Source organism: Methanobrevibacter sp. (assembly GCF_036307625.1).
GTDB lineage: Archaea > Methanobacteriota > Methanobacteria > Methanobacteriales > Methanobacteriaceae > Methanocatella.
Window position 1 is genome coordinate 1 of the sequence record NZ_JAXJXF010000036.1, and the last position, 23,698, is coordinate 23,698.

The window sequence follows — 23,698 nt, forward strand, 5'->3', positions numbered from 1 at the left end:
AATAAATAATATATAAAGAAATAGAGAGAGCATTTGAAAACTAATATCTTCAGATGCCTTTTTGTGAAATTCATCTCCGACCTTAAAGAGGTCAGAGTATTCTTTCACCATAAGATAAATTTTATAGGAGGAAGAAATTTGCAAAGTAAAAAAATTATAATGTTGGCAATATTTCTTGTAGGTCTGCTTGCCATCACTGCGGCAAGCGCTACAGATGTTGCCGGCTTGGACAATACAACCAATGCAATCAAGACAGAACCCAATTCGGATTCAATCCTAAGTACAATAGACGATAACAGTAATCTGGAAGTTAATCCTGACGATAACCTGAAAAATGGAGTATCAACTCAAAAGTCTTTCAGGGACTTAAATGACACAATCAATGGAGTTAATCGGGGAGATAAGATTAATTTAACCGAAAACTACAGATATGATTCTACTAAAGATGCTGGTTTCAATAGGGGAATCCTTATTGACCGTAGCGTAACTATTTATGGTAATGGAATTACAATTGATGGGGCAAAAACCGTGAAAATCTTTGATGTAATCCGCGGTAATGTTGTATTCTGTGGCGTCACATTCATAAATGGTAACAGTACTACTGGTGGAGGTGCCATTTTTGGTAACAGTATTTGTAATGTCACTGTAATAAACTGTACATTTGCCAATAACTGGGCTGACCTCCATGGTGGAGCAGTGGCTTATGTAAGAGCTATAAACTGTACATTTATCGGCAACAGTGCTGGAGTAGATGGTGGAGCAATGGTTGATGGAAGTGCTATAAACTGTACATTCACAAACAACTATGCAGGAAGCTCAGGTGGAGCAATGCAGAACTCTAGCGCAGTAAACTGTATATTCTCCAGCAACTATGCAAAGGTATTTGGCGGAGCAATGTCTGAGGGCAATGCAATCAACTGCACATTCCTGCTAAACTATAGAATTATCCCATCCAGTGAGAATCCTAATTATTATGAAACATCATGCAAAAACTGTGTCGAGTATAACAGTGCAGCATTTAGTTTTTCAGGTTCAATATTTGATTCAAGACTATTGTTCGATGCAAAAGATGACTCTGGACGTGTATTGAATGGTGTTTACACCAAAGTCCATGTTAAAAATCAAACTTTTGAAGCGGATTATTATGCTTTAAGCGGTGAAGGATGGCCTATTGAAGTGGCTCCAGGAACATATGAAATCACATTAAGCAATTCTCATCCAAATGTTCACTCAGCAACCCAAAATGTAACACTCGCATATGGAACAACTTTCCTTGACTTGAACATAGTCATAAACGGTAATGCTGCTAATGAAATCATATTGGATAAGGATTATACATTCAATCCAGCTACAGATTCCGCATTCATAAATGGAATATTTATTGACCGTAAAATAACTGTCAGAGGTAATGGCCATACTATAAATGCCGATGGCAAAGCCCGTATCTTCAATGTTAGAAGTAATGATGTGGTTTTTAAAGACATTACTTTTAAAGGTGGTTATGCAGACGAGGGTGGTGCCATTTATTGGTCAAGCACTAATGCAAACATATTAAACTGTTGCTTTGTAAACAACACAGCAAAAAATAGGGCAGGAGCAATCTACTTTAAAAATGAAATGAGCAATGTCAACATAATCGGAAACTACAGCCACAACACTGCAACAAATACTGGTGGGGCGAACTACTTTGGCAATGATGTAACAAATGCCAATATAATTGGAAATTACTACAACAACACAGCGGACAATGGTGGAGCAAATTTCTTTGGAAGTCAATTGATCAATATTAACATAACTGGAAACTATAGCTACAACATCGCACAATATGGGTGTGGTGGGGCGAACTACTTCAATAATTCACTTGTTCGAAATGTCAACATAACTGGAAACTACAGCTATAACAAAGCAGGCCGGTTTGGTGGGGCAAACTACTTCTCAGATACACTTATAGATGTTAACATAATGGGAAATTATTACAACAACAAAGCAGAATGTGGTGGTGCCAACTACTTCAGTTATCAGGTAACTGATGTAAACATAACCGGAAATTACTTTAACAACACCGTAATCAACAATGGTGGGGCGAACTACTTTGAGATTTATACAGAGAATCTTAATATAATTGGAGAATACAGTCACAACAAGGCTGAAAACGGTGGGGCGAACTACTTCAATCAACAACTAACCAATGCACACATTTCTGGAAATTACTTCAACAACGCAGCGACAATTGCTGGTGGGGCAAACTACTTTGGCAATGATGTGACAAATGCCAATATAATTGGAAACTATTACAACAACACAGCAAAGAATGGAAATGGTGGAGCTAACTACTTCAAAACACCAACATGCACCAACATAACTGGAAACTACATAAACAACAATGGATCTTCTATTATTTATATGCAATCATCTCAGAACAACATTATTAAAGATTCCATTTTCCTAAACAATCAGGAATCCAACATAAAAGTTGTTCAGGGTGAAATTCAAATCACAAACAACTGGTTTGGAAACAATGCATCAAACAAAGATGTGGACATTGCTAAGATTGATGGTGCAACGGCCGTTAACTGGTATTTCCTTGACATTGAATTTACACCAATCCTTGCAACAGTTAGCCTAGACAAGCTGTACAGTAATGGTGCAGTCATCGTGGATTCTAATTTCAAATTGCCAGACATAAATATGACATTAACTGGCAAAAATATGGATGTTCCAAACACAAAAACCCTTGAAAAAGGATTTTTGACCATATCAATCGACCATGAAACCCAAGACATGACCTTAACTGCAAGTTATAATGTTGCATCATATACAAAAACCGCACAATTCGGAGAATTTTACTTATTGCAATTTCTAATCGAGAGGTCAGGACCAAACTGTGTCATTAACCTCAATAAAAGCTATACCTACACCAAAGGCTATGACACAATGACTGAAGGAATCTTAATCAACTACAATAATGTTACAATCAACGGAAACGGACACACAATAAACGCAACTGGAAAAACAAGAATATTCAAAATAACTGGATCTGATGTAACTCTAAATGACATAACGTTCACAGAGGGTTACACTACAGATGATGGTGGGGCAATCCACTGGTCAGGTAGCAATCCTAATATATTAAACTGCTACTTTGTAAACAACACAGCAAAAGAAGGTGGAGCAAACTACTTCTACAAGAAACTTGATTTTTCAAATATTAATGCTACATTTATAAATAATACTGCAACTAAACAGGGTGGAGCAAACTATTTCTTTAATGATCTGACTAACGTCAGAATAACTGGAAACTTCATCAACAACAAAGCAATTGGAAGTGGAGCAAACGAATTCGGAAACCCATTAACCAATGTCAGCATAATTGGAAACTTCATCAACAACAAAGCAAATGGAGGTGGAGCAAACAGCTTTATGAAGGAACTAAACAATGTAAATATAATTGGAAACTACACTGATAACACTGCAAACTTGTTGGCTGCGGCAAACTACTTCAACCAAGAACTAACCAATGTCAACATAATAGGAAACTACAACCACAACAAAGGGGTGCAATTAGGTGGAGCAAACTACTTCACAAACTCACTTGTCAATGTAAACATAACTGGAAACTACAATGATAACACTGCAAGCAGTTTCGGTGGGGCGAACCACTTCATTCAAACATTAACCAATGTCAACATAATTGGAAACTACTCTAATAACACTGCATACTATGGTGGAGCAAACAACTTCAAGAATAACCTTATCAATGTCGCAATAATCGGAAGCTACATCAACAACAAAGCAGATAATGGTGGAGTAAACAACTTCGAAAAAACACTTGAAAATGTCACAATAACCGGAAACTACATCCGTAACTCAGGGTCCAATGTGATTTACATATCCAATTCCAGTCAAAACAATGTAATTAGGGATTCAGTTTTCATCAACAATAATGCCATCAACATCGGCATTGCAAATGGAAACATTAAGGTCATAAACAATTGGTTCGGAAACAATGCATCAAACTATGACTCCAACATTACCAATGTCAAGGGTGTTGAAGTCGACAATTGGCTGTTTTTGGATGCTGCTGCTAATCCTAGTTCATTTTCCTTTATTGAATCAACTAATGTTACTTTTAAATTATACCTTTATAATCAGTCAGCACCAAAAACAGTATCTGTTTATGATAACACACTCATTCAACCGATTGAGTTATCTTTGACAAAAACCAATGGTGAAATTAATCAAAATAGTGTTTCTTTAGACGAAGCAGTAAGATATGCTCCGAACAGTAATGGAAAAGGTAGTGTGAATGCAACATTTGAAAATGTCAAATCTTCAATTGAATTTGATATTCTTAAAATCGATCCTGAAATATTTATTGAGGATATTGCAGGTTCTTTTGGTGAAACCGTCAATGTTAAAGTAATCATTGAAGGTGGCGATGCACAAGGAAATATTATTCATGATGGAATTTTATATTCGGTTGAAAATGGTTGTGCAGTTGTTCCCCTGGTTATTTCAGAAGTGGGAATGCAATCATTTTCCATTACATACTCTGGTGACGACAAATATTTGAACGAATCTGTCGATAAAGGATTCATTGCCGGAAAAGGCACAAGTTCCATTGCAATTAATGGAAGTAAAAAAATCAATGTAGGTGATAAATTAACAGTTACTGTAACTGTCAAGCCAAATGCAACCACAGGTAATGTTATCATAACTCTTGATGGAAATGATTATGCTACTGTCATACTTAACAATAGTGTGGCTACAGTTGAAATTTCCGGACTTAAAAACGGAATACACACAGTCACTGCCATATACTCAGGTAATATTAAGTACAAATCAGCAGAAGCCAGTGTTAATGTAACTGTAAACAAAATAAAGACAAAATTATCAGCAAAAACAGTTACTGCAACATACAACATTAACAAATACTTGGTAGTTGTCTTGAAAGACGCTAAAGGCAATCCTATAAAAGGTGCTAAGGTTTCAGTCAAGTTAGGTACTACAAAACCCTATAAAACCAATGCAAAAGGTCAAATAAAAGTTCCTACAAAATCTTTGGCTCCTAAAAAATATACTGCAAAGGTAACATTCAAAGGAACAGGCACATATGCTAGTTCAACTGCTAAAGTCAAGGTTGTTGTCAAGAAAGCCCCTTCAAAATTGTCTGCTAAAAAGAAAACCTTCAAGGTCAAAGCTAAAAACAAGAAATTCAATGCAGTCCTAAAGGACAGTAAAGGTAAGGCAATCAAGAAGGCTAAAATTACTATTAAAGTCAAAGGTAAGAAATATTCCAAATATACCAATAAAAAAGGTGTTGCGACATTCAACCTTAAACTGTCCAAAGGAAAATATGTCGTAAGTGTCGGATTTGCAGGAAACAAGTACTATAAAAAGGCAAAAACAGTCAAAACCACAATCAAGACAGTCTCCAAATGAAGTAATGATAAAGTAACTGTAATTAAAATGCCTTACACTGGCTACTACATACATATGACAGTTATCGCATAGTAATTTTGAGAATCTGCCAAAACTACACATTCAAAGCAGTTAAACTGTTCTAAATCTACCATAGACTAAATGTAACCGGTTAAAGTTGACTACAAAACAGTCAAAAAACTAAAAATTGTTAAATAATTTAAAGGCAATTGCTTCGGCAATTGCTCGTCTTTTTTCTTTTTAGTAGAAACTCAAATTTATGGGATGAAAGTCACTACATTCAATACACAAATAATCACTGTTAAAAACTATTTTAATTGAATTGAGCTTTCGTTAAAATTCATTTTCAACTTAAATTATAATTTAAATCAAAAATCCAATTAATATATTGATGTTTTTTCATTTTTAACAAACATCAATCAAAATAATATATATATTACATTAAACAAAATAACATTATGGTTAAAAATGTAGATTTCAATTCCGACCCCAAAAAAGTTTTTTGGCAATTTACTACACCATTGCTTCTGCTCACACTTTTTGAAGCCGGATACTCATTTGTTGATGTATTTTGGGTATCTCAAATGAATGCCGAATCATTTTTTGCAATAGGAGTAGCAGTGCCATTAGTTACATTGATTATAAGTTTTGGAAAATCAATAGGCATTGGAACCAATTCAATAATGTCCAGGGAAATAGGTGATGAAGATTTCACAGATACCTATAATTCGATTTTGCATGGTATTACAGCCTGTTTAGTAATTGGATTTATTGTTATAATATCTACATTCTTTTTAGAAAACATTTTAACTTATATGGGAGCAACTTCTTCTATGGAGCTGTCAATGCAGTATTTGACTCCAATATTCTTATGTCCATTTGTTTTTATCTTTTCCAATTTCTTTGCAAATACACTGCAGGCTGAAGGAAATTCAAAAATTCCTACCAGATTACTTATTCTAACAAATGTCCTGAATTTAATTTTGGATCCTATTTTCATTTTCGTTTTAGGTTGGGGAGTTAGTGGCGTTTCATATGCTACAATATTATCTTCAGGAGTTACATCTGTTTATTTATTATATTGGTATTTAAGTGGAAAATCTGAAGTTCCAATAAATTTCAAGTATTTCAAGCCAGGAATTGTTTATGACATAATCATTGTAGCCCTTCCAAACTTTTTAACAGACAGTTTATGGTGCATTTCCATGCTCTTCTTCAATAAGATTTTAATCGAGCAGCTTGGCCAAATTGGTGTACTACTTTATTCAACAGCATCAAGAATCGAATCCATAATGATATCCCCACAAAAAGCATTTGGTAGAGGATTGGTAAGTGTCAGTGGACATTTATACGGAGCCCATAAAATTGATGAACTAGAGGATTTATATCATTATGTGCTTAAAAAGGCCATACTAATTGCAATTATTTCAACAATAATATTCTTCTTTATTAGAGATTATGGTTTTGCTTTGTTTTCAGTTACAGGCGCACCAGAATCAGTATTTTACATTGCCCTTGCAGCTATTATAATCGTTCCATTCAATGAGGTTTCAGTAATGTCAGAAAAAATGTTGGATGGAATGGGAAAGAGTTATCATGAATTATTCTTTACAATTGGAATCATTATCTATGAAATTTCAATAGTGACATTATTGGCACCGATATTCACACACGGTGTTTGTGTTTTACTGGGAATATTAATAGGAGAAGTTACATTTGCCATTGCTTATTATATCCTATTAAAACATATTCTTAACAATGCCAGAAATAATAATGTCACCCAAAGTGCAGCTTCCTAATCAAGAATAATTCATAAAGGTGAAATAATGAAACTCAATAATTTGACAATCCACACATTGAATACTTTGATAATTATTGACATCATTCTAATTTCACTGTCCATATTCGTTTCACTGCCTGATGATATTTCATTTGCCATATTATGGTTTGACTTTTTTGTTTGCATAATCCTTTTGATTGACTGGACAAATGACCTACACAATTCGCAACCCAAATCAGTTTTTTTAAAAAAACCAAGTACTTGGGTTTCATTGATTGCATCAATACCTTTTGAGGTTCTGCTGCCGATAGCCATTCCAGGAATCAATTTTTTAAGGTATTTCAGACTTTTGAAATTACTTAGGATATTGCTATTATTTGACAAGTTTTTTGACGGTTTGGAAAATTTTGTAAAAAGGAGCAATCTTCACATAATAACAATGGGTGTACTAGTGACCGTAGTTCTCTATACTGCCATACTCCATACATTCGGCACATCATATAATCTTTTTGATTATTTCTACTTTGTTGTAGTGACATTGGCAACCGTGGGTTACGGTGATATCATTCCTTTAACATTTACAGAGAAAATCATTTCCCTCTGCCTGATTGTTACCGGAGTATTCGTATTTTCTCTAACCACTGCAGCAATATCCTCATTTTTAACAAACCGTCTGCTTAAAAAAGATAACGAGATAACTTTAGAAGACATCAAAACCGATTTAGAAAATATTCAAAATGAAAATAGTGAATTGAAAAAAGAAATTCAGGAGTTAAAAAAGGAAATCCGAGAATTTAAAGACATACAGAAAAAAGATTAAAGACATCGACACTCCACATTATAACCCCTATAAAAAGGAAAATAAAAGATTTCCTTCTTCAAGACACTTATTTTTTAACATACCATGTAATAAAGTGCTACTATACTAGGCAACGCTATGATAATTGTATTACGAACCATTCTTAAACGATGAATTCTCCACTCTTTTTCAGACAATTCTTTTGTTTTTGGAATTTTTAGAATAGATAAAATAATGCTGGCAGCCAAAAAAATGAAATACGCATTTATGATGAACAGATATCCAGCTCCAAGAAGCATATCCCATCTTCCGTTTGCAATAGAAAATCCGCAGGTACAAAGTGGCGGCATCAAAGCTGTTGCAATTGCAACACCCGGAATAACAGTATTTGTTTTGTCCAGCCTGGTTTGTCCTATGATTCCTGCAATTCCTCCGAAAAATGCTATCAGCACATCAAAAAAAGTCGGAGATGTTCTTGCAAGCAATTCCGCTGTTGGCTCTTTAACCGGAGACAAAAGAAAATAGATTGTAGCAGCGGCAACACTGATTGCAATCTGTATTCCAAAACCAAGCATATGATTTTGAAACAAATGATAATCTGCAGACACGTTTCCATAAGCTGAAGCGAGAATACTCCCCATTATAGGTGAAATCAGCATCGCACCGATAATCACAGCAGTTGAACTCACATTAAGACCGACAGATGCAATTACCATTGCACATACCAGAACACACATATTAGTCCCAGTTACTTGTCCACCATCTAAAAGACGTGTACGAATCTCCTCATTTGATGCGGAGTCCTCAGATAATGAAAATGCCTTTTTGATTTTCTCCTTGATTGTTTCATCTTGATTTTTCAAACTCATATTGTCATTTCCTATATTCCATAATTATTATTCTTTATTAAATGGTTTGACGTTAATAACTAATTAATGTAATGAATTTTAGCCAAATTATATTAACAAAAATATACAAAAAAGATATTACAAAACAATGGGAAAAATCATGAATCTTCCAGATATTCAAAATAATGAAAAATTAATACAGTTCAAGAATCTAATTTTGATAATACTAATCATCATAGATTTGATTTTCATTGTTGCAATCACTCTTTTTGACATTCCCACATCAGATCTTGAATTTATGGCAGTATTTGATTTATTTGTTTGCATATTGCTAGCCATCAATCTAGGTGTAGAATTCATTAACCGGGATTGCAGTACTTTACAGTTTTTAAAAGGGCACATAGTTGATATAATTTCCATAATTCCATTCAATTTCATATTCCTAAGATATTTGACAGTGTTTAGAGTATTGAGAATAGTTCAATTTTTCCAAGTAATCAGAATTTTCAACATTCAAAAAACAGATATACGTTCATTTAAGTTTTTTGTACAGAACCAATTGCTTAGGACATTGTCAATTATTCTGATAATCTATATGGTTCTATCCTCAATCATCCTATTTGCAATCGACGACTCATTTACATCCATTTTCGATTCGTTTTGGTATGGATTAGTGACAATCACCGGCGTGGGGTACGGAGACATCACTCCAATATCAAACCAAGGAAAAGTCATCGGAATGCTTACAATAATCATAGGAGTTCTGTTCATCAGCATTTTTACAGCCGCCATGTCAGGATTATATATGGAAAAGAATGAAGAAGAAACAAGAAGTTCCATTAAAAAGCATATAGATAAAACGCAAAAAGAAAACGAATGTTTGAAAAGAGAAATAAAAGAAATTAAAGATGAAACTGTAAAATTAAATAAAAAAATTGATGAATTGACGAAAATGTTAAATAAAGATTAATTATCCCATTTAGTGAAGTACCATTCACCATCTATCTTTTCAAAGTCAATACTGGTATCCAATGTCCATTTTCCATTAACACCGTAAACCTTTGCAGTTAATGTAACATCGCCGATTAAGGTCGCCCTTTCATTATCGTCCCACAATATTGTCGGCTCGATTATTTCAGACTTGTAGTAATTTAATGTACCGTCCATAATCTCGCTGATGAATTCCTGTTTAGATTGTTTTTTACCAGACATATGGACTAATTCATACTTTTCAGTCAAAATTTCATCCAATTTAACTTCATCCTTATCAATGAGCGCTTGCTGAAACTCCATGAACCTGTCAAGGATTTCACTATCAACATCACTGAAAGATTTGTCGCAAATAAGTTCTACATCAGACATATACTATAATATTATTAAACAAAAAGTACATATTATTTATTGTATGAATGATTAGGTTGGTGAGAATATTACTGAAATTCCAAATTTAAACTTAGAAAAAACAAAATTAGACATTGCTGAATTTATTAAACAAAAAGTATCTGAAGCTAACACTGAAGGAGTAATAGTTGGGTTAAGTGGTGGAATCGACTCTACACTTGCGGCCTATCTTGCATGTGAAGCATTGGGTAAAGATAAAGTATTTGGAATCATAATGCCATCAACAACAACACCAACAGAAGACAAACTTCATGGAATAGAAATAGCCCAAAAGTTAGGAATTGACTATAAAGAAATAGCTATCGACAGCATTTTAAACGAATATTTATCCATGACACAGCTTGAGGAAGATGAACTATCAATTGGAAACCTCAAAGCTAGAATCAGAATGACAATCATTTATTATTATGCTAATGCTAAAAATTACCTTGTCAGCGGAACAGGTAACAAAAGCGAAATTCTTATCGGTTACTTTACAAAATATGGAGATGGCGCATGCGATATCGAACCGATAGGAGACCTATATAAAAATGACGTGTATGAATTGGCCAAATTCTTAAATGTTCCTCAAGAAATTGTTGAAAAACCTCCGAGAGCAGGTTTATGGAACAATCAGACTGATGAAGAAGAAATTGGAATGAGTTATGATTTAATCGACCAAATTCTCTATTTATACACTGAAAAAGATATGAAAAATACTGAAATCGCTGAAAAGCTAGAAATTTCAGCAGATGATGTTGATATGATTATTACCAAAGTTATTAGGAGCGAACATAAAAGTAAAGTTCCTGAAAGTCCTCAAAAAACAATCTTATAATGGTGATTTGGTGAGTGAAAATATAGAAAAGAAATGGCAGAAAAAATGGGCAGATGCAAAGCTATTTGAATCCAACCCAGACGAAAGAGAAAAATTATTCCTTACAGTAGCTTTTCCATACCCTAGTGGAGCTATGCATATTGGTCACGGACGTACTTATACCGTACCTGATGTTTATGCAAGATTTAAAAGAATGGAAGGCTACAATGTACTATTCCCAATGGCATGGCACGTAACCGGTGCACCAGTTATTGGAATTGCAGACAGGATTAAAAGAAAAGACCCATGGACACTTGATTTATATGAAAGAGTTCATGGAGTTCCAAAAGAAACCTTACCCCAATTGGAAGATCCCGAATTTATTGTTAAATACTTTTCAACAGAATATCATGAAGTAATGGAAGAAATGGGTTATTCAATTGACTGGAGAAGAGAATTCAGAACTATTGACCCTACATATAAAAAATTCATCGAATGGCAAATTACAACCCTTTACGAAAAAGGATTGGTTGCAAAAGGAGAACACCCAGTAAAATACTGTCCGAACTGTGACAACCCTGTTGGAGACCACGACCTGCTTGAAGGTGAAGGTGTTGGAGTAAATGAATTGACCTTGCTCAAATTTAAGATTGACGATAAATTACTGGTAACTGCAACCTTAAGGCCTGAAACCATCGTTGGAGCAACAAACATCTGGTTAAACCCGGATGTGGAATACGTGCTTGTCAATGCAGAAGGAGAAAATTGGGTCGTTACAAAAGAAGCTCACTACAACTTATCCAATCAAATTAAGGATTTAGACATTATTGAAGAAATCGATCCTAATGATTTAATCGGCAAAATGGCAATCAATCCATTTACTGGTGATGAATTACCAATTTTCCCAGCAAGTTTTGTAAGTGCATCCTACGGAAGTGGTGTAGTATTTTCAGAACCTGCAGATGCACCGGCAGATTATATTGCACTCCAAGATTTGAAAAATAACGATGAATTAATATCCAAATATAATTTGGATGGAATCATTGACAATGTGGAGCCTATTCCAGTATGTACACTTAAAGGATATGGCGAAATTCCTGCTGCCGACATCATCGAAAGATTGGGAATTACCGACCAAAACGATGAAAAATTACATGAAGCTACAAACGAACTATACAAAGCCCAACACAGTAAAGGTAAAATTATCGACTCCATTCCAGGCTTTGGTGGAATGAAGGTTCGTTTTGCTCGTGAAGAGCTAAAAGAAAAATTGATTGAAGAAAATATGGCTACAATCATGTATGACTTTGCTGAAAGGCCAGTAGTCTGCAGATGTGGAAACAACTGTGTTGTCAAAATCATGGATGACCAATGGTTCATGAAATACGGAAACGAAGAGTGGACCGAAAAGACCTTAGAAGTTCTTGAAGGCGAAACAATCATTCCTCACGAAATCAAAAATAACTTTGAATATTATCTCAACTGGCTAGACGATTGGGCCTGTTCTAGAAAAGTAGGACTTGGAACAAGACTTCCATGGGATAACCAATGGTTAATTGAACCTTTAACAGATTCTACCATTTACATGTCTTACTATTCAATTGCAAAATATCTAAGAGACATGAATCCTGATGACTTGAACAGAGCATTTTTCGATAAGGTACTCCTAGATAAAGATTCCGGAGACATTACCGTGCCTGCAGAAAAGGTTAAAGAAATTCAAGATGAGTTTAACTATTGGTATCCACTTGACTGGAGATTATCTGCAAAAGACCTTGTAGGAAACCATTTAAGCTTTTTGATGTTCCACCACAGTGCAATCTATCCAAAAGACAAATGGCCAAGAGGAACAGTAGTATTCGGTATGGGCCTTTTAGAAGGAAACAAAATGTCATCCTCAAAAGGTAATGTAATTCTTTTAAAAGATGCAATCAGAGATTACACTGCCGACGTTGTAAGACTATTCCTGATGGCATCTGCCGAACCATGGCAAGACTTCGATTGGAGGGAAAAAGAAGTACTTGGAACTAAAAGAAGACTTGAATGGTTCAGAGAGTTTGCAGCAAGAGTTGAAGAAATCAAAGGTTCTGCTTTAGACTTAAGCAACATCGAAGAGGTTGAACTTACAAGAACCATTGATTTATGGATGATTAGCCAGCTCAACCAACATGTCAAAAATGCAACTGAAGCATTGGAAGTCTTCCAGACAAGACAAGCTTTACAAGATTCTCTGTTCTTACTTAAAAAGGATGTAGACCATTATTTATACCGTGTAAAACATATTATTGATGCACAAGATCCAGGCGTCATTTATGTTTTATCAACAGTACTGGAAGCTTGGATTAGGCTCTTAGCTCCATTTACTCCACACACCTCAGAAGAACTATGGAGCAAATATGGTGGAGAAGGATTTGTAAGTGAAGCTAGTTGGCCTGAAGCTGATGATGCAAAAGTAAGTCCTGAAATAGAAAAATCAGAAGATTTAGTGGAAAATATCATCAAGGATATTGCACACATCAAACAAATGGTTGGAGATGAAATCGAAAAAGTCCACATTTATCTTGCTCCAGATTGGAAATGGGAATTATACAAAATAGCTGATGAAGTCGGCAAACCTGATATCGGCCAAATCATGGGACGAGCTATTGGAGCTAAAATCTATGACGATAAAAAGGAAATAGCCATGGTAGCTAAAAAAATCGGTAAGGAAATTACCAAAACAAGATACATCGGTAAAATCGATGAAAAAGCCATATTAACTGATGCTATTGACTACATCAAAGAGGAATGTGGAAATGAAGTAATTATCCATACTGATGATTCTTACGACCCACAAAATAAGGCAAGAAATGCAATGCCTTACAAACCAGCAATATTTATGGAATAGATTTTCTATTCCAATATACTATTTTTTTCAATTTATATGTTTTAATGCAAATTATTAAAATAAAAAAATAGCACATATTTAATTAAAATATCGACTAAAATTATTAAAGAATTTTTAAAAAACAGCAAAATAATTACCGGTAAAATTAATTAAACGACAATGTAAAATTCTTCGAAATATCGTTTTTATCTTTTCAACATCTGCACGATTTTGATTTGCATTGAAAGCATCATTTAAAAAAAAAAAGGTTTTGAGTTTATTAAAAAAGATAGTGAGGCGGACAATCTTATAGTTTTCTTGCAAAAACCAGATATCCGCTATGGCCAACCATACGTGTTTTTGGTCTCACACCCTGTTGGCGAACTTCAAGGCCACGTTCCAAAGTTTCGAAAATTTCAATGTCATAAAAACCCAATTTTTTAGCAATGCGGTATGAGATTTCGGCCTGGTCTATATAAGGTGCATAAACGCATAGCCATCCACCAACATTTAAAGACTCCAAAACTTCTTCAAATATCTCAAACGGCTTTGGCAAGTCCAAAAATACTAAATCAATGTTATCTTCATCGATTCCTTCCTTAATATCCTTGTTTTTAACTTCGATATTTGTAATTCCAAAGTTTTCAATATTCTTATTTGCAACTTCAGCAAAGTCTTCACGTATCTCATAGGTGAATACACGGCCTTCAGGCCCGACCACATTACCAAAATTAAGGGCAATAGCTCCGGCACCTGTTCCCGCATCGACTACTCGTGAACCATAGCCCAAACCGGTGTGTGCCAAAACCTGTCCAATGTCTTTTTGAATTAGAATTGAACATCTGCGGTCCATTATATCAATGAAATCGTTGATGTTAGGTTTCATGATTTTAAATGTGTGGTCAAGATGACTTTTAACTTCATCACCAACTTCGGCAGAGTCCAATACTTCGGCCTTAACAATTCCCAAATCGCTTTGAAAGTCCTGACCAGGTTTTAAAACATATTTCTTACCACGTTCATCTAAAATCATCTTCATTTATAACACCTAATTTTCTAATTCTGCCAATCTTTTTACTCTTTTCAAGGAATCCGGATGAGTGGAGAACAATTCCATTATTCCATTTGTTTTTGAAATTTTAATCTCTGAGTTGGCAAGTTTTCTTAACTCTTCATCAGATATTCTTCCATCACCGTCAAAGTCAATTTGCTGGAAATCATTAATATCATGCTTTGCATTATTTACATCATTTACAAAGAATGCCCTGTTGGTATTTACCTCATCGATTGTTTCTTTACTGCATCTTGAAGCACCGTAAGACAACTTATAAAGTGCTGATACCAACGCTGCCGGACGATTTCCAAACTCAACACTTGCCTCATCAGCATAGTATTCACGAGTTCTTGAGATGAACAATACAAGTAACTGTCCTATTAAGTAAAACAAATATCCTAAAATTCCAATAATAATAGCTCCTCCATTGTCATTGTCGCCTGAAAACATGAATGACAATGCAAGGTAATAACAAATCATAGGAATTACACTAACGGCCGCAGTTACAGCCATATCATTATGTTTAATATGGCCCATTTCATGACCTAAAACTGCCCTTAGCTCATCATCATCAAGCAATCCTAAAATAGGGCGAGTTATAGCAATATGGCCACTTCTACTTGTTCTACCATATGCAAATGCATTTGGAACATTGATTTGTGATACTCCCAGTTCAGGTTTCTTAACTCCTGCCGCATCGGCCAATTCCTGAACCATTTGATGAATGTGGGGAGCTTCAGCTTCAGACAAGGGCCTTACATTCATTGAGCGTTTGACAATGGATGGTCCAAACCAGTACTGTAAAAATACAATCACTAAGCTCACAACTGCATATATTCTCCAACTGCTTATTCCCAAATATCTTCCGACAAGAAATATGAGGAAATAAACGATTGTGAACATTATTACAGATGTTAGAATCATTCTAAGTTTAAGTTTCCATGTACCTCTCATTTTAACACCTTTAAAATATATTACATATTAGTTATCAAATACTCTCCCAATTGAATTATATATAATATTTTCACATATAAAAACATTAACAAAAAGTTAATTATTAACAAAATACATAACCTTTTACTAGTAAAAAAATGGTGATTGAATGAGTGGACCATGGGTAGAAAAATATAGACCACAAAAATTAGAAGACATCGTAGGACAAAAACAAATCATTACCAGACTTGAAAAATATGTAGGCGAAGGCAGCATGCCTAACTTAATGTTTACAGGTCCGGCAGGTGTTGGAAAGACAACAACTGCACTGGCATTATCAAAATCAATTTTAGGAGAATACTGGAGAAATAATTTCTTAGAATTGAATGCATCCGATGCAAGAGGAATTGACACAGTAAGGGATCGCATAAAAAACTTCTGTAGACTTAAGCCTGTAGGTGCCCCATTTAGAATAATCTTTCTAGATGAAGTAGACAACATGACAAAAGACGCACAACATGCACTTAGACGTGAAATGGAAATGTATACAAAAACCGCTTCATTTATTCTTTCCTGTAACTATTCATCAAAAATCATCGACCCAATTCAATCAAGATGCGCAATCTTCAGATTCGCTCCGGTTAAAGGAGAAGAAATAGCAGAAAGATTAAAGTTCATTTGTGAAAATGAAGGATTTGATGCTGATGACAAAGGTATCGAAACAATAGTCTATTTCGCTGAAGGAGATATGAGAAAAGCTGTTAATGTCTTGCAGGCCGCTGCTTCAGAAGGCGAAGCAATTACAGAAGACTCAGTATACGAAGTTGTTTCAAAAGCAAAACCTCAAGAAATTGCAAATATGATCAATAAAGCTCTCATGGGGGACTTTTTAGGTGCAAGAACACTTCTTAGGGAAACTATGGTTTTACAGGGAACCAGTGGAGAAGACATGGTAACCCAAATTTATCAGGAAGTTTCGAAAAGAGTTGTCGAAGGAAAAATGGAACCTGACTTTTACATAGAATTAATAGAATCAATTGCGGATTGTGACTTCAGAATAAGAGAAGGGGCAAATCCTAGAATTCAACTTGAAGCATTATTAACTAAATTTATCTAAGGTATAGAAATGTTATGGACTGACAAATACCGACCGCAAACCTTAGATGAAGTGGTCGGTAACAAAAAAGAGAAAAAGATAATCCTAGATTGGGTTGGAAACTGGAAAAATGGAAATCCCCAGCAACCCCTACTTTTAGTTGGGCCTCCGGGAATTGGAAAAACAACCCTTGCATTGATAATAGCAAAGGAATTTTCAGAATACATTGAACTTAATGCAAGTGACAAGCGTTCACAGGACGTAATCAAAAGTACAATTGGAGAGTCATCCTCATCAAGGTCACTATTTGGAGATGAATACAAATTAATCATAATGGACGAAGTTGACGGAATCCATGGGACCAATGACCGTGGCGGAGTAAAGGCAATTGGAGAGATAATTAAAAATTCCAAGCATCCTATGATTTTAATGGCCAATGACTTCTATTCCAAAAGGTTGCAGTCAATTAAACCGAAATGTACTGTAATCAAAATGCCGAAAGTGAGAAGCCCAAGCATCAGGAAAGCCTTAAAGGAAATAGCTCAAAAAGAAGAAGTTAAAGCTAATCCAAAGGCTCTGGAGTTAATCGCTAAAAAATCAAATGGAGATATGCGTTCTGCAATCAACACCCTTCAGGCACTAGCAGATACTGATAAAGTATTGGAACCAAAAGATGTTGAAAATCTAAGAACAAAAGACGACCGTTCAGACATTTTCAATGCAATTACTGGAGTTTTGAAAAGCAAAAATCCGCAGCATGTACGGGAAGCTTTAAGAGTCGATGAAGACCCTACACTTGTAATGGAATACATTGCCGAAAACATTCCGCGAGAATATAGTGATAAAAATGAAATAAAAAATGCTTATGAAAACATAGCAAAAGCGGATTTATACTTTGGAAGAGCTCGAAGCAGCAGAAATTATGGTTACTGGAAATATGCAAGTGATTTCATGGGAATTGGAGTAAGTTCCTCCAAAAAGGAAACCTATAAAAAATTTTCAAAAATTCAAACACCAAGCATATTTTCATTAATGGGTCGTAACAGAGGCAAAAGAAATCTCAGAGATGAAATTGCCGAAAAGATGACTCAAAAAATGCATATTTCACATGCAGTAGGAATTTCAATGTTTCCATATCTGGAAATCATGTTTAAAGATGATGAGCTCGCATGGGAAATTTCCAACTTTTTAGAGTTAGATGAAAATGAGATAAAACGCTTCAGGAAAAAGAAAATCCCTAAAAAGGTCATTAACAAGATGGAAAAACAAAAGGCTCAAATGAGAGTTGAAGAGCGTGACAGGAGATTTGAAGAACTTCAAAATCAAATGATGAATGCTCCAGAAGAGATTCTGATTGAAACTGAAGAAAGCGTTGAAGAAATTCCAATTGAAGACAATATTGAAAAGGAACCAGTAGAAAAAGAGATTCCAATTGAAGAGGAACCTAAAGAAGAAGCTGATAATGCTGAAGAGGAAAAACCTAAAAAGAAAACCGACAAACAGGTTTCACTCTTTAGTTTCTAATTTTTTTTCAATGTATTCAGAGGCCTTCAAAACATTTTCACGATATTGAGGAGCTACATCTTCCAAAAATTCCATAAAAGAGGTAGCCAACTCATCATTATTTTCATTTTTAATTTTATCTTTGCCATCCATTTCCAAAAATGAGTTGACCCAATCCAAAGGAACATTGATTAAAGGATAGATTTCATTGGAACTTCTGTTAAACCTTAAACCTTCACCACTGAATATAGTTGAAAATATATCGTTCACCTCATCATCCAAAATTGTAGGATTAACCACATAATCATAATCGCCATCATGAATCAACTTTACCCCATATTTACGAGTATACGGTTCCATCAACACGTCAACCATGAAATTGTCCCGAGGCATTAAAATAACAGAGTTTGGTTCTATTTCCAAAGACAGAACCTTTGACGATTTGGAGCAAATCTTTTGAAACAGACTATTTCTTACAACTTCGATTTCTGGATATTGCTTGTTGAATGTATCCTGCCTTTTTCTTGAAAACTTGGAAAACCTCAAATTGTTAATGTAAATCTTTTCAGGAGTATAGGAAATAAAACGACTGTCCACTCCAATAATCTTCAAGAACTTCAAAACATCTTTTTTGGAAGTGGTGAACTCCTCTTTTTCTTCGCTCAATCCGGAAATGTCAAACATGAAATCCATATTATCATTCTATATTAAGTGTGTCTTTTAGCGCTTTTTCCATAATATCTACAGGAGCATCCGCCCCAGTCCAAATCTTAAAGCTTTCAGCACCCTGATACAATAACATCTTAATTCCATAAACTGGTTTTGCTCCAGCTTCAATGGCCTGTTTAAGCAATACTGTCTCATTTGGATTATATACTGCATCAAATACTACCAATTCATCATGCATATTTTCTGCAGTGGCAATTGGTTGATCGTTAATGTGAGGATGCATTCCCAAAGGTGTTGTATCGACTAAAATATCCGCATCTGCCAAATAGGCATTGATTTCATTAATTGAATCTGACTTTACATCACCTATCAAACCTGAATTTGAAACATCACGGGCCAAACTTTGGGCCTTATCCACATTTCTGTTCAATATTGTTAGAGAATCAGCACCATATTTAGCAATGTAAAATGAAATTGCCCTTGATGCACCACCGGCACCTGCAATAACAACATTCTTATTTTTAATTGAAGTCACTTCTTCAATAGCTCTTACAGCACCTATCCCATCAGTATTGTAACCTTTAAGATTTTTAAAATCGATTGTATTTACCGCACCAATCAGTCTAGCGACATCGTCGATTTCATCCAGATATTTCATAACTTCAATCTTATGAGGTATTGTTACATTAAATCCCCTGATATTCAATGACCTGGCGCCTTCAATAGCCTTTTGTAATTCTGCCGGATTAACATCAAATGCCACATAAGTATAATCCATACCCAATGCATCAAATGCCGCATTGTGCATAGGTGGTGAAAAACTATGTTCCACAGGATGGCCTATCAATCCCACAATATTTGTACTGCCTTTAATTTTCATATATTATTTAATTAATTAACAAAGATTATATAACTTTGTATAAACATATTTTAATTATAATAAATTTATTCATAGGAGAGCTAAAATGGAATTTTTAAGACCAAGAGGTACAAGAGATTTCTTATTTGAAGAGATGAGAGAACGTAAACAAGCAGAAAGTACCTTAAGAAATATTTTTGAAAATTATGGTTATCAAGAAATCAAAACACCTTTATTTGAAGAATTAAAGTTATTTACAACAAAATCTGGAGAAGAAATTGTTGACCAATTATACAACTTTAAAGACAAATCAGACAGAGAATTAACTTTAAGACCTGAAATTACAGCACCAGTTGCAAGACTATATCTCAATGAACTCGAAAAAACTTCCACAAAACCTATCAAACTTTATTACTACGGAAGTTGCTTTAGATATGAAAGGCCTCAAAAAGGAAGATTCAGACAGTTTTGGCAATTCGGTTGTGAATTAATCGGTGCAAAAACACCACAAGGAGAAGCAGAAGTCATTGCACTTTGTACAGATTCCATCAATGCTTTGGGAATTACAACCGCCGATGTCAACATCAACCATTTGGGAATCATAAGAGGGCTATTCAAACACTTTGAAATTTCAACTGAAACCCAAAGGGAAATAATGGTTGTAATCGACAAAGGAGACAAAGACCTCTTAATCGAATCATTAAGCGGCGAAAACCCTGTAATTGACAATGATGAATTGAATCAAATACTATTAAAATTAATTGATCTTGTTGGGGACAAAACAATTTTAAGTGAAGTTGAAGAGTTAATTGCACCATATGACGAACCTAAAGAAGCATTGGAAGAATTAAAGGAATTAATCTCCTTGCTTGAAAACTTCAAAGTTGAAAATTATACACTGAACCTGGGAGTTGCAAGAGGACTCGACTACTACACAGGAATTGTCTTTGAAATATATGTTCCAGAACTTGGAGCACAAAAACAAATCTGTGGCGGAGGATCTTACAGCCTCGTTAAAGTATTTGGAGGACAAGAAGTTGAATCAACAGGATTTGCATTAGGTTTTGACAGATTGATGAATGCTGTTGAAGAGTTGACCGATAAAAAAGAATTGCCTCCTCATTTAGACATATATGTAGCTCCAATTTCAGATGATGTGCGCGATAAAGCATACGAAATCACCCAGCTTTTAAGAAGAAACAACATCAAAGCAGATGTTGATTTGAACGGCAAAAAATTCAAAAAACTAATGAACTATGCGGACAAAATCAAGGTAGAAAAAATAGCAATCATAGGGTCCAAAGACTTGGAACAAGGTAAAATCACAATAAAAGACATGATCAGTGGAAATCAAGAGCTGATTGATGTCGACGACATAGTAGATTATATCAAAGGTGAATAAAATGGAAATAAATTTTAGACATGAAATTAACGGCCAAAAGGTTATTACTGCAGTTGCTCAGGATGCTGAAACCAACCAAATACTGATGTTGGCTAACATGAACAAAGAAGCACTTCAAAAAACAGTTGCAACCGGAAAAGCACATTATTGGAGTACTTCCAGAAACAAAATCTGGTTAAAAGGAGAAAGTTCAGGTCATTTTCAGGAAGTTAAGGAAATACTTGTTGACTGCGACATGGATGCCATCGTTTTGAAAATAAAGCAAACCGGTGCAGCATGCCATGAAGGCTATAAATCCTGCTTTTTTAGAAAATTAAATACTGAAAATGTAGATATTGAAGACTTGAAAGATGATGATTTGGAAATTATCTTGGAAAGACTTGTAAACCCGGATGATGTGTATTAAAATGAAACGTATTATTCCAGACACAAGTGCTGTTATAATCGGTGCCGTGAGCGAAATTGTTGAAAAGGAAGACCTGGATTATCCGGAAATTATTGTTCCCGAAGCAGTTGTTTGTGAACTTGAACATCAGGCCAATGACAATAGAAGCGAAGGGCATAAAGGCCTAAAGGAACTTCAAAAATTGCAGCGGATGCAATATGAAGGAGAATTGGCTATTGATTTTAAAGGCAAACGCCCAACCAATTATGACATCAAGTATGCCAAGAGTGGTGAAATCGACAGCATCATCAGAGATTTAGCGAGGTCTGAAATGGGAACATTGCTCACAAACGACAAGGTGCAGGCCGAAACCGCAAAAGCTCAGGGAATTCCCGTTTACTATTATGAACAAAAATATATTGAAAAAGCTCTCTCAATCGAAAAATTCTTTGATGAAACAACAATGTCAGTTCATCTAAAGGAAAATGTAATTCCTATGGCAAAAAAAGGAGTGCCTGGACACATTGACTTTGTCAAACTTGAAAACCAGCCTTATTCATACTCACAAATTCATGAAATTATGGATGAAATTCTCGACAAGGCAAAAAGTGATCCGAAGACATATTTGGAATCATCAAAAGAGGGTTCCTTTGTTGTCCAATCAAGGGAGTACAGAATTTCAATTGCATATCCTCCATTCTCAGAAGGTTTGGAAATTACCATAGTAAGGCCTGTCGCCAACATCAATTTGGACGAATACCACCTTTCAGACAAACTGCTTGAAAGAATCAGAACCAATGCAGAAGGAATTCTGATTTCAGGTTCGCCAGGTGCTGGAAAATCCACATTCGTACAAGCCATCGCAAAATACTATTCATCCAAATTAAACAAAATCGTTAAAACCATGGAATCCCCTAGGGATTTGCAATTGCCTGATGACATTACACAGTACAGTCCTCTTGAAGGAAGGATGGAAAATACTGCAGATGTCTTGCTGCTTGTAAGGCCAGACTACACAATTTATGATGAACTTAGGAAAAACACCGATTTCAGCATATTTGCAGACATGAGATTGGCAGGTGTTGGAATGATTGGTGTTGTGCATGCAACAAGACCAATAGATGCTATACAAAGAATTTCATCAAGAGTAGAACTTGGAGTAATTCCTTCAATTGTTGATACAAGCATTTACATTGAAGACGGAAAAGTGACAAGCGTTTATGAAACAAAAATGACCGTCAAAGTCCCAACAGGAATGAAGGAAGCTGATCTTGCAAGGCCAGTTATCGAAGTTCGTGACTTTGAAACAGGAGAACTTAAAAATGAAATCTACACATATGGCGAACAGACAATAGTCATGGACATTGACTTGGTTAATGGAAGCAATAGTGAAGAGGGATACAAATCTTCAGTAGATAAAATTGCAGAAAAGGAAATTTTAAGGAAAATCAAAAAGATTCTTCCTAAAAAATCCAAAGTTGACGTGGAGGTAATTTCACCAGAAAGAGCAAATATTTACATCCCAGAAGAGTTCGTCCCAAAGATTATTGGAAAAAACGGTAAACGAATCGCTGAAATTGAAGAAAGCATTGGAATAAGTTTAGGGGTCGAAATCATTGAAGAAAAGCCTGTCAATAAAAATCCATTTGAAATTGACATCATACATACTAGAAAGCAGCTGATTTTGGATTTAGGTAAAGACAACGGAAGACAAAACTTTGACATTTACATTAACGGAGAATATTTGCTTACTGCAACAACATCCAAAAAAGGAGAAATAAAAATTAAAAAAGGCATTGAATTATCCGATTTCCTATTGGAAGCTGTTGAAATGGGATTGGAAATTACTGCTGTTAAAAAATAGG

The 23,698-nt window shown here is 35.0% G+C and carries 17 protein-coding genes; 11 read left to right on the plus strand and 6 right to left on the minus strand.

What is annotated here, in order from left to right; genetic code table 11:
• The first annotated feature begins 138 nt into the window (after positions 1-138).
• From UIB65_RS02535 to UIB65_RS02545, 3 genes are all read left to right on the plus strand, one after another.
• Entirely contained in the window at positions 139-5,442 is a 5,304-nt protein-coding gene (locus UIB65_RS02535) for an Ig-like domain repeat protein (RefSeq protein WP_330039563.1), read from the plus strand.
• A 458-nt stretch (positions 5,443-5,900) separates the two neighbouring features.
• Positions 5,901-7,241 (plus strand): MATE family efflux transporter, encoded by a 1,341-nt coding sequence (locus UIB65_RS02540; RefSeq protein ID WP_330039564.1) that lies wholly within the window; start codon positions 5,901-5,903, stop codon positions 7,239-7,241.
• 27 nt (positions 7,242-7,268) lie between these two features.
• Positions 7,269-8,042 carry an ion channel gene (locus UIB65_RS02545; protein ID WP_330039565.1) on the plus strand — a complete coding sequence of 258 codons (774 nt, stop codon included), beginning with the start codon at positions 7,269-7,271 and terminating at the stop codon, positions 8,040-8,042.
• 74 nt (positions 8,043-8,116) lie between these two features.
• Here UIB65_RS02545 and UIB65_RS02550 read toward each other — a convergent pair whose 3' ends face one another.
• On the minus strand, positions 8,117-8,890 hold the full coding sequence (locus tag UIB65_RS02550; RefSeq protein WP_330039566.1) for a DUF389 domain-containing protein: 774 nt from the start codon (positions 8,888-8,890) through the stop codon (positions 8,117-8,119).
• Positions 8,891-9,029: 139 nt separating this feature from the next.
• Between UIB65_RS02550 and UIB65_RS02555 the strand changes: the two genes are divergently transcribed.
• Positions 9,030-9,839, plus strand: coding sequence for an ion channel (locus UIB65_RS02555; RefSeq protein WP_330039567.1), 810 nt, complete (start codon positions 9,030-9,032; stop codon positions 9,837-9,839).
• Here the strand turns inward: UIB65_RS02555 and UIB65_RS02560 are convergent.
• Positions 9,836-10,231 carry a nuclear transport factor 2 family protein gene (locus tag UIB65_RS02560; protein WP_330039568.1) on the minus strand — a complete coding sequence of 132 codons (396 nt, stop codon included), beginning with the start codon at positions 10,229-10,231 and terminating at the stop codon, positions 9,836-9,838. The two genes, UIB65_RS02555 and UIB65_RS02560, sit on opposite strands and share 4 nt — an antisense overlap.
• Positions 10,232-10,298: 67 nt before the next feature.
• Between UIB65_RS02560 and UIB65_RS02565 the strand changes: the two genes are divergently transcribed.
• Together UIB65_RS02565 and leuS are read left to right on the plus strand one after the other, a co-directional pair.
• On the plus strand, positions 10,299-11,087 hold the full coding sequence (locus UIB65_RS02565; protein ID WP_330039584.1) for an NAD+ synthase: 789 nt from the start codon (positions 10,299-10,301) through the stop codon (positions 11,085-11,087).
• Between the two features lie 10 nt (positions 11,088-11,097).
• Positions 11,098-13,953 carry a leucine--tRNA ligase gene (gene leuS / locus UIB65_RS02570; RefSeq protein ID WP_330039569.1) on the plus strand — a complete coding sequence of 952 codons (2,856 nt, stop codon included), beginning with the start codon at positions 11,098-11,100 and terminating at the stop codon, positions 13,951-13,953.
• Positions 13,954-14,239: 286 nt separating this feature from the next.
• Here leuS and UIB65_RS02575 read toward each other — a convergent pair whose 3' ends face one another.
• Entirely contained in the window at positions 14,240-14,971 is a 732-nt protein-coding gene (locus UIB65_RS02575) for a tRNA (adenine-N1)-methyltransferase (RefSeq protein WP_330039570.1), read from the minus strand.
• A 9-nt stretch (positions 14,972-14,980) separates the two neighbouring features.
• Positions 14,981-15,940: a zinc metalloprotease HtpX gene (locus tag UIB65_RS02580; protein WP_330039571.1), complete on the minus strand. Its 960-nt coding sequence runs from the start codon at positions 15,938-15,940 to the stop codon at positions 14,981-14,983.
• Between the two features lie 148 nt (positions 15,941-16,088).
• On the opposite strand from UIB65_RS02580, the gene UIB65_RS02585 reads away from it, so the two are divergent.
• Together UIB65_RS02585 and UIB65_RS02590 are read left to right on the plus strand one after the other, a co-directional pair.
• Positions 16,089-17,036, plus strand: a complete 948-nt coding sequence (locus UIB65_RS02585) for a replication factor C small subunit (RefSeq protein ID WP_330039572.1) — start codon at positions 16,089-16,091, stop codon at positions 17,034-17,036.
• 9 nt (positions 17,037-17,045) lie between these two features.
• Entirely contained in the window at positions 17,046-18,539 is a 1,494-nt protein-coding gene (locus UIB65_RS02590) for a replication factor C large subunit (protein ID WP_330039573.1), read from the plus strand.
• Here UIB65_RS02590 and UIB65_RS02595 read toward each other — a convergent pair.
• Entirely contained in the window at positions 18,522-19,211 is a 690-nt protein-coding gene (locus tag UIB65_RS02595) for an ATPase (protein WP_330039574.1), read from the minus strand. The genes UIB65_RS02590 and UIB65_RS02595 overlap by 18 nt on opposite strands.
• A 4-nt stretch (positions 19,212-19,215) precedes the next feature.
• Entirely contained in the window at positions 19,216-20,067 is an 852-nt protein-coding gene (locus UIB65_RS02600) for a shikimate dehydrogenase (RefSeq protein WP_330039575.1), read from the minus strand.
• An 85-nt stretch (positions 20,068-20,152) separates the two neighbouring features.
• Here UIB65_RS02600 and hisS point away from each other — a divergent pair, with 85 nt between their 5' ends.
• From hisS to UIB65_RS02615, 3 genes are read left to right on the plus strand one after another with little or no spacing between them, the layout of a single operon-like run.
• A complete protein-coding gene (hisS, locus tag UIB65_RS02605; RefSeq protein ID WP_330039576.1) occupies positions 20,153-21,448 on the plus strand; it encodes a histidine--tRNA ligase in 1,296 nt (431 codons plus the stop codon).
• Between the two features lies 1 nt (position 21,449).
• Positions 21,450-21,854 (plus strand): phosphoribosyl-AMP cyclohydrolase, encoded by a 405-nt coding sequence (hisI, locus tag UIB65_RS02610; protein ID WP_330039577.1) that lies wholly within the window; start codon positions 21,450-21,452, stop codon positions 21,852-21,854.
• 1 nt (position 21,855) lies between these two features.
• Positions 21,856-23,697 carry a PINc/VapC family ATPase gene (locus UIB65_RS02615; protein WP_330039578.1) on the plus strand — a complete coding sequence of 614 codons (1,842 nt, stop codon included), beginning with the start codon at positions 21,856-21,858 and terminating at the stop codon, positions 23,695-23,697.
• Position 23,698 lies beyond the last annotated feature (1 nt).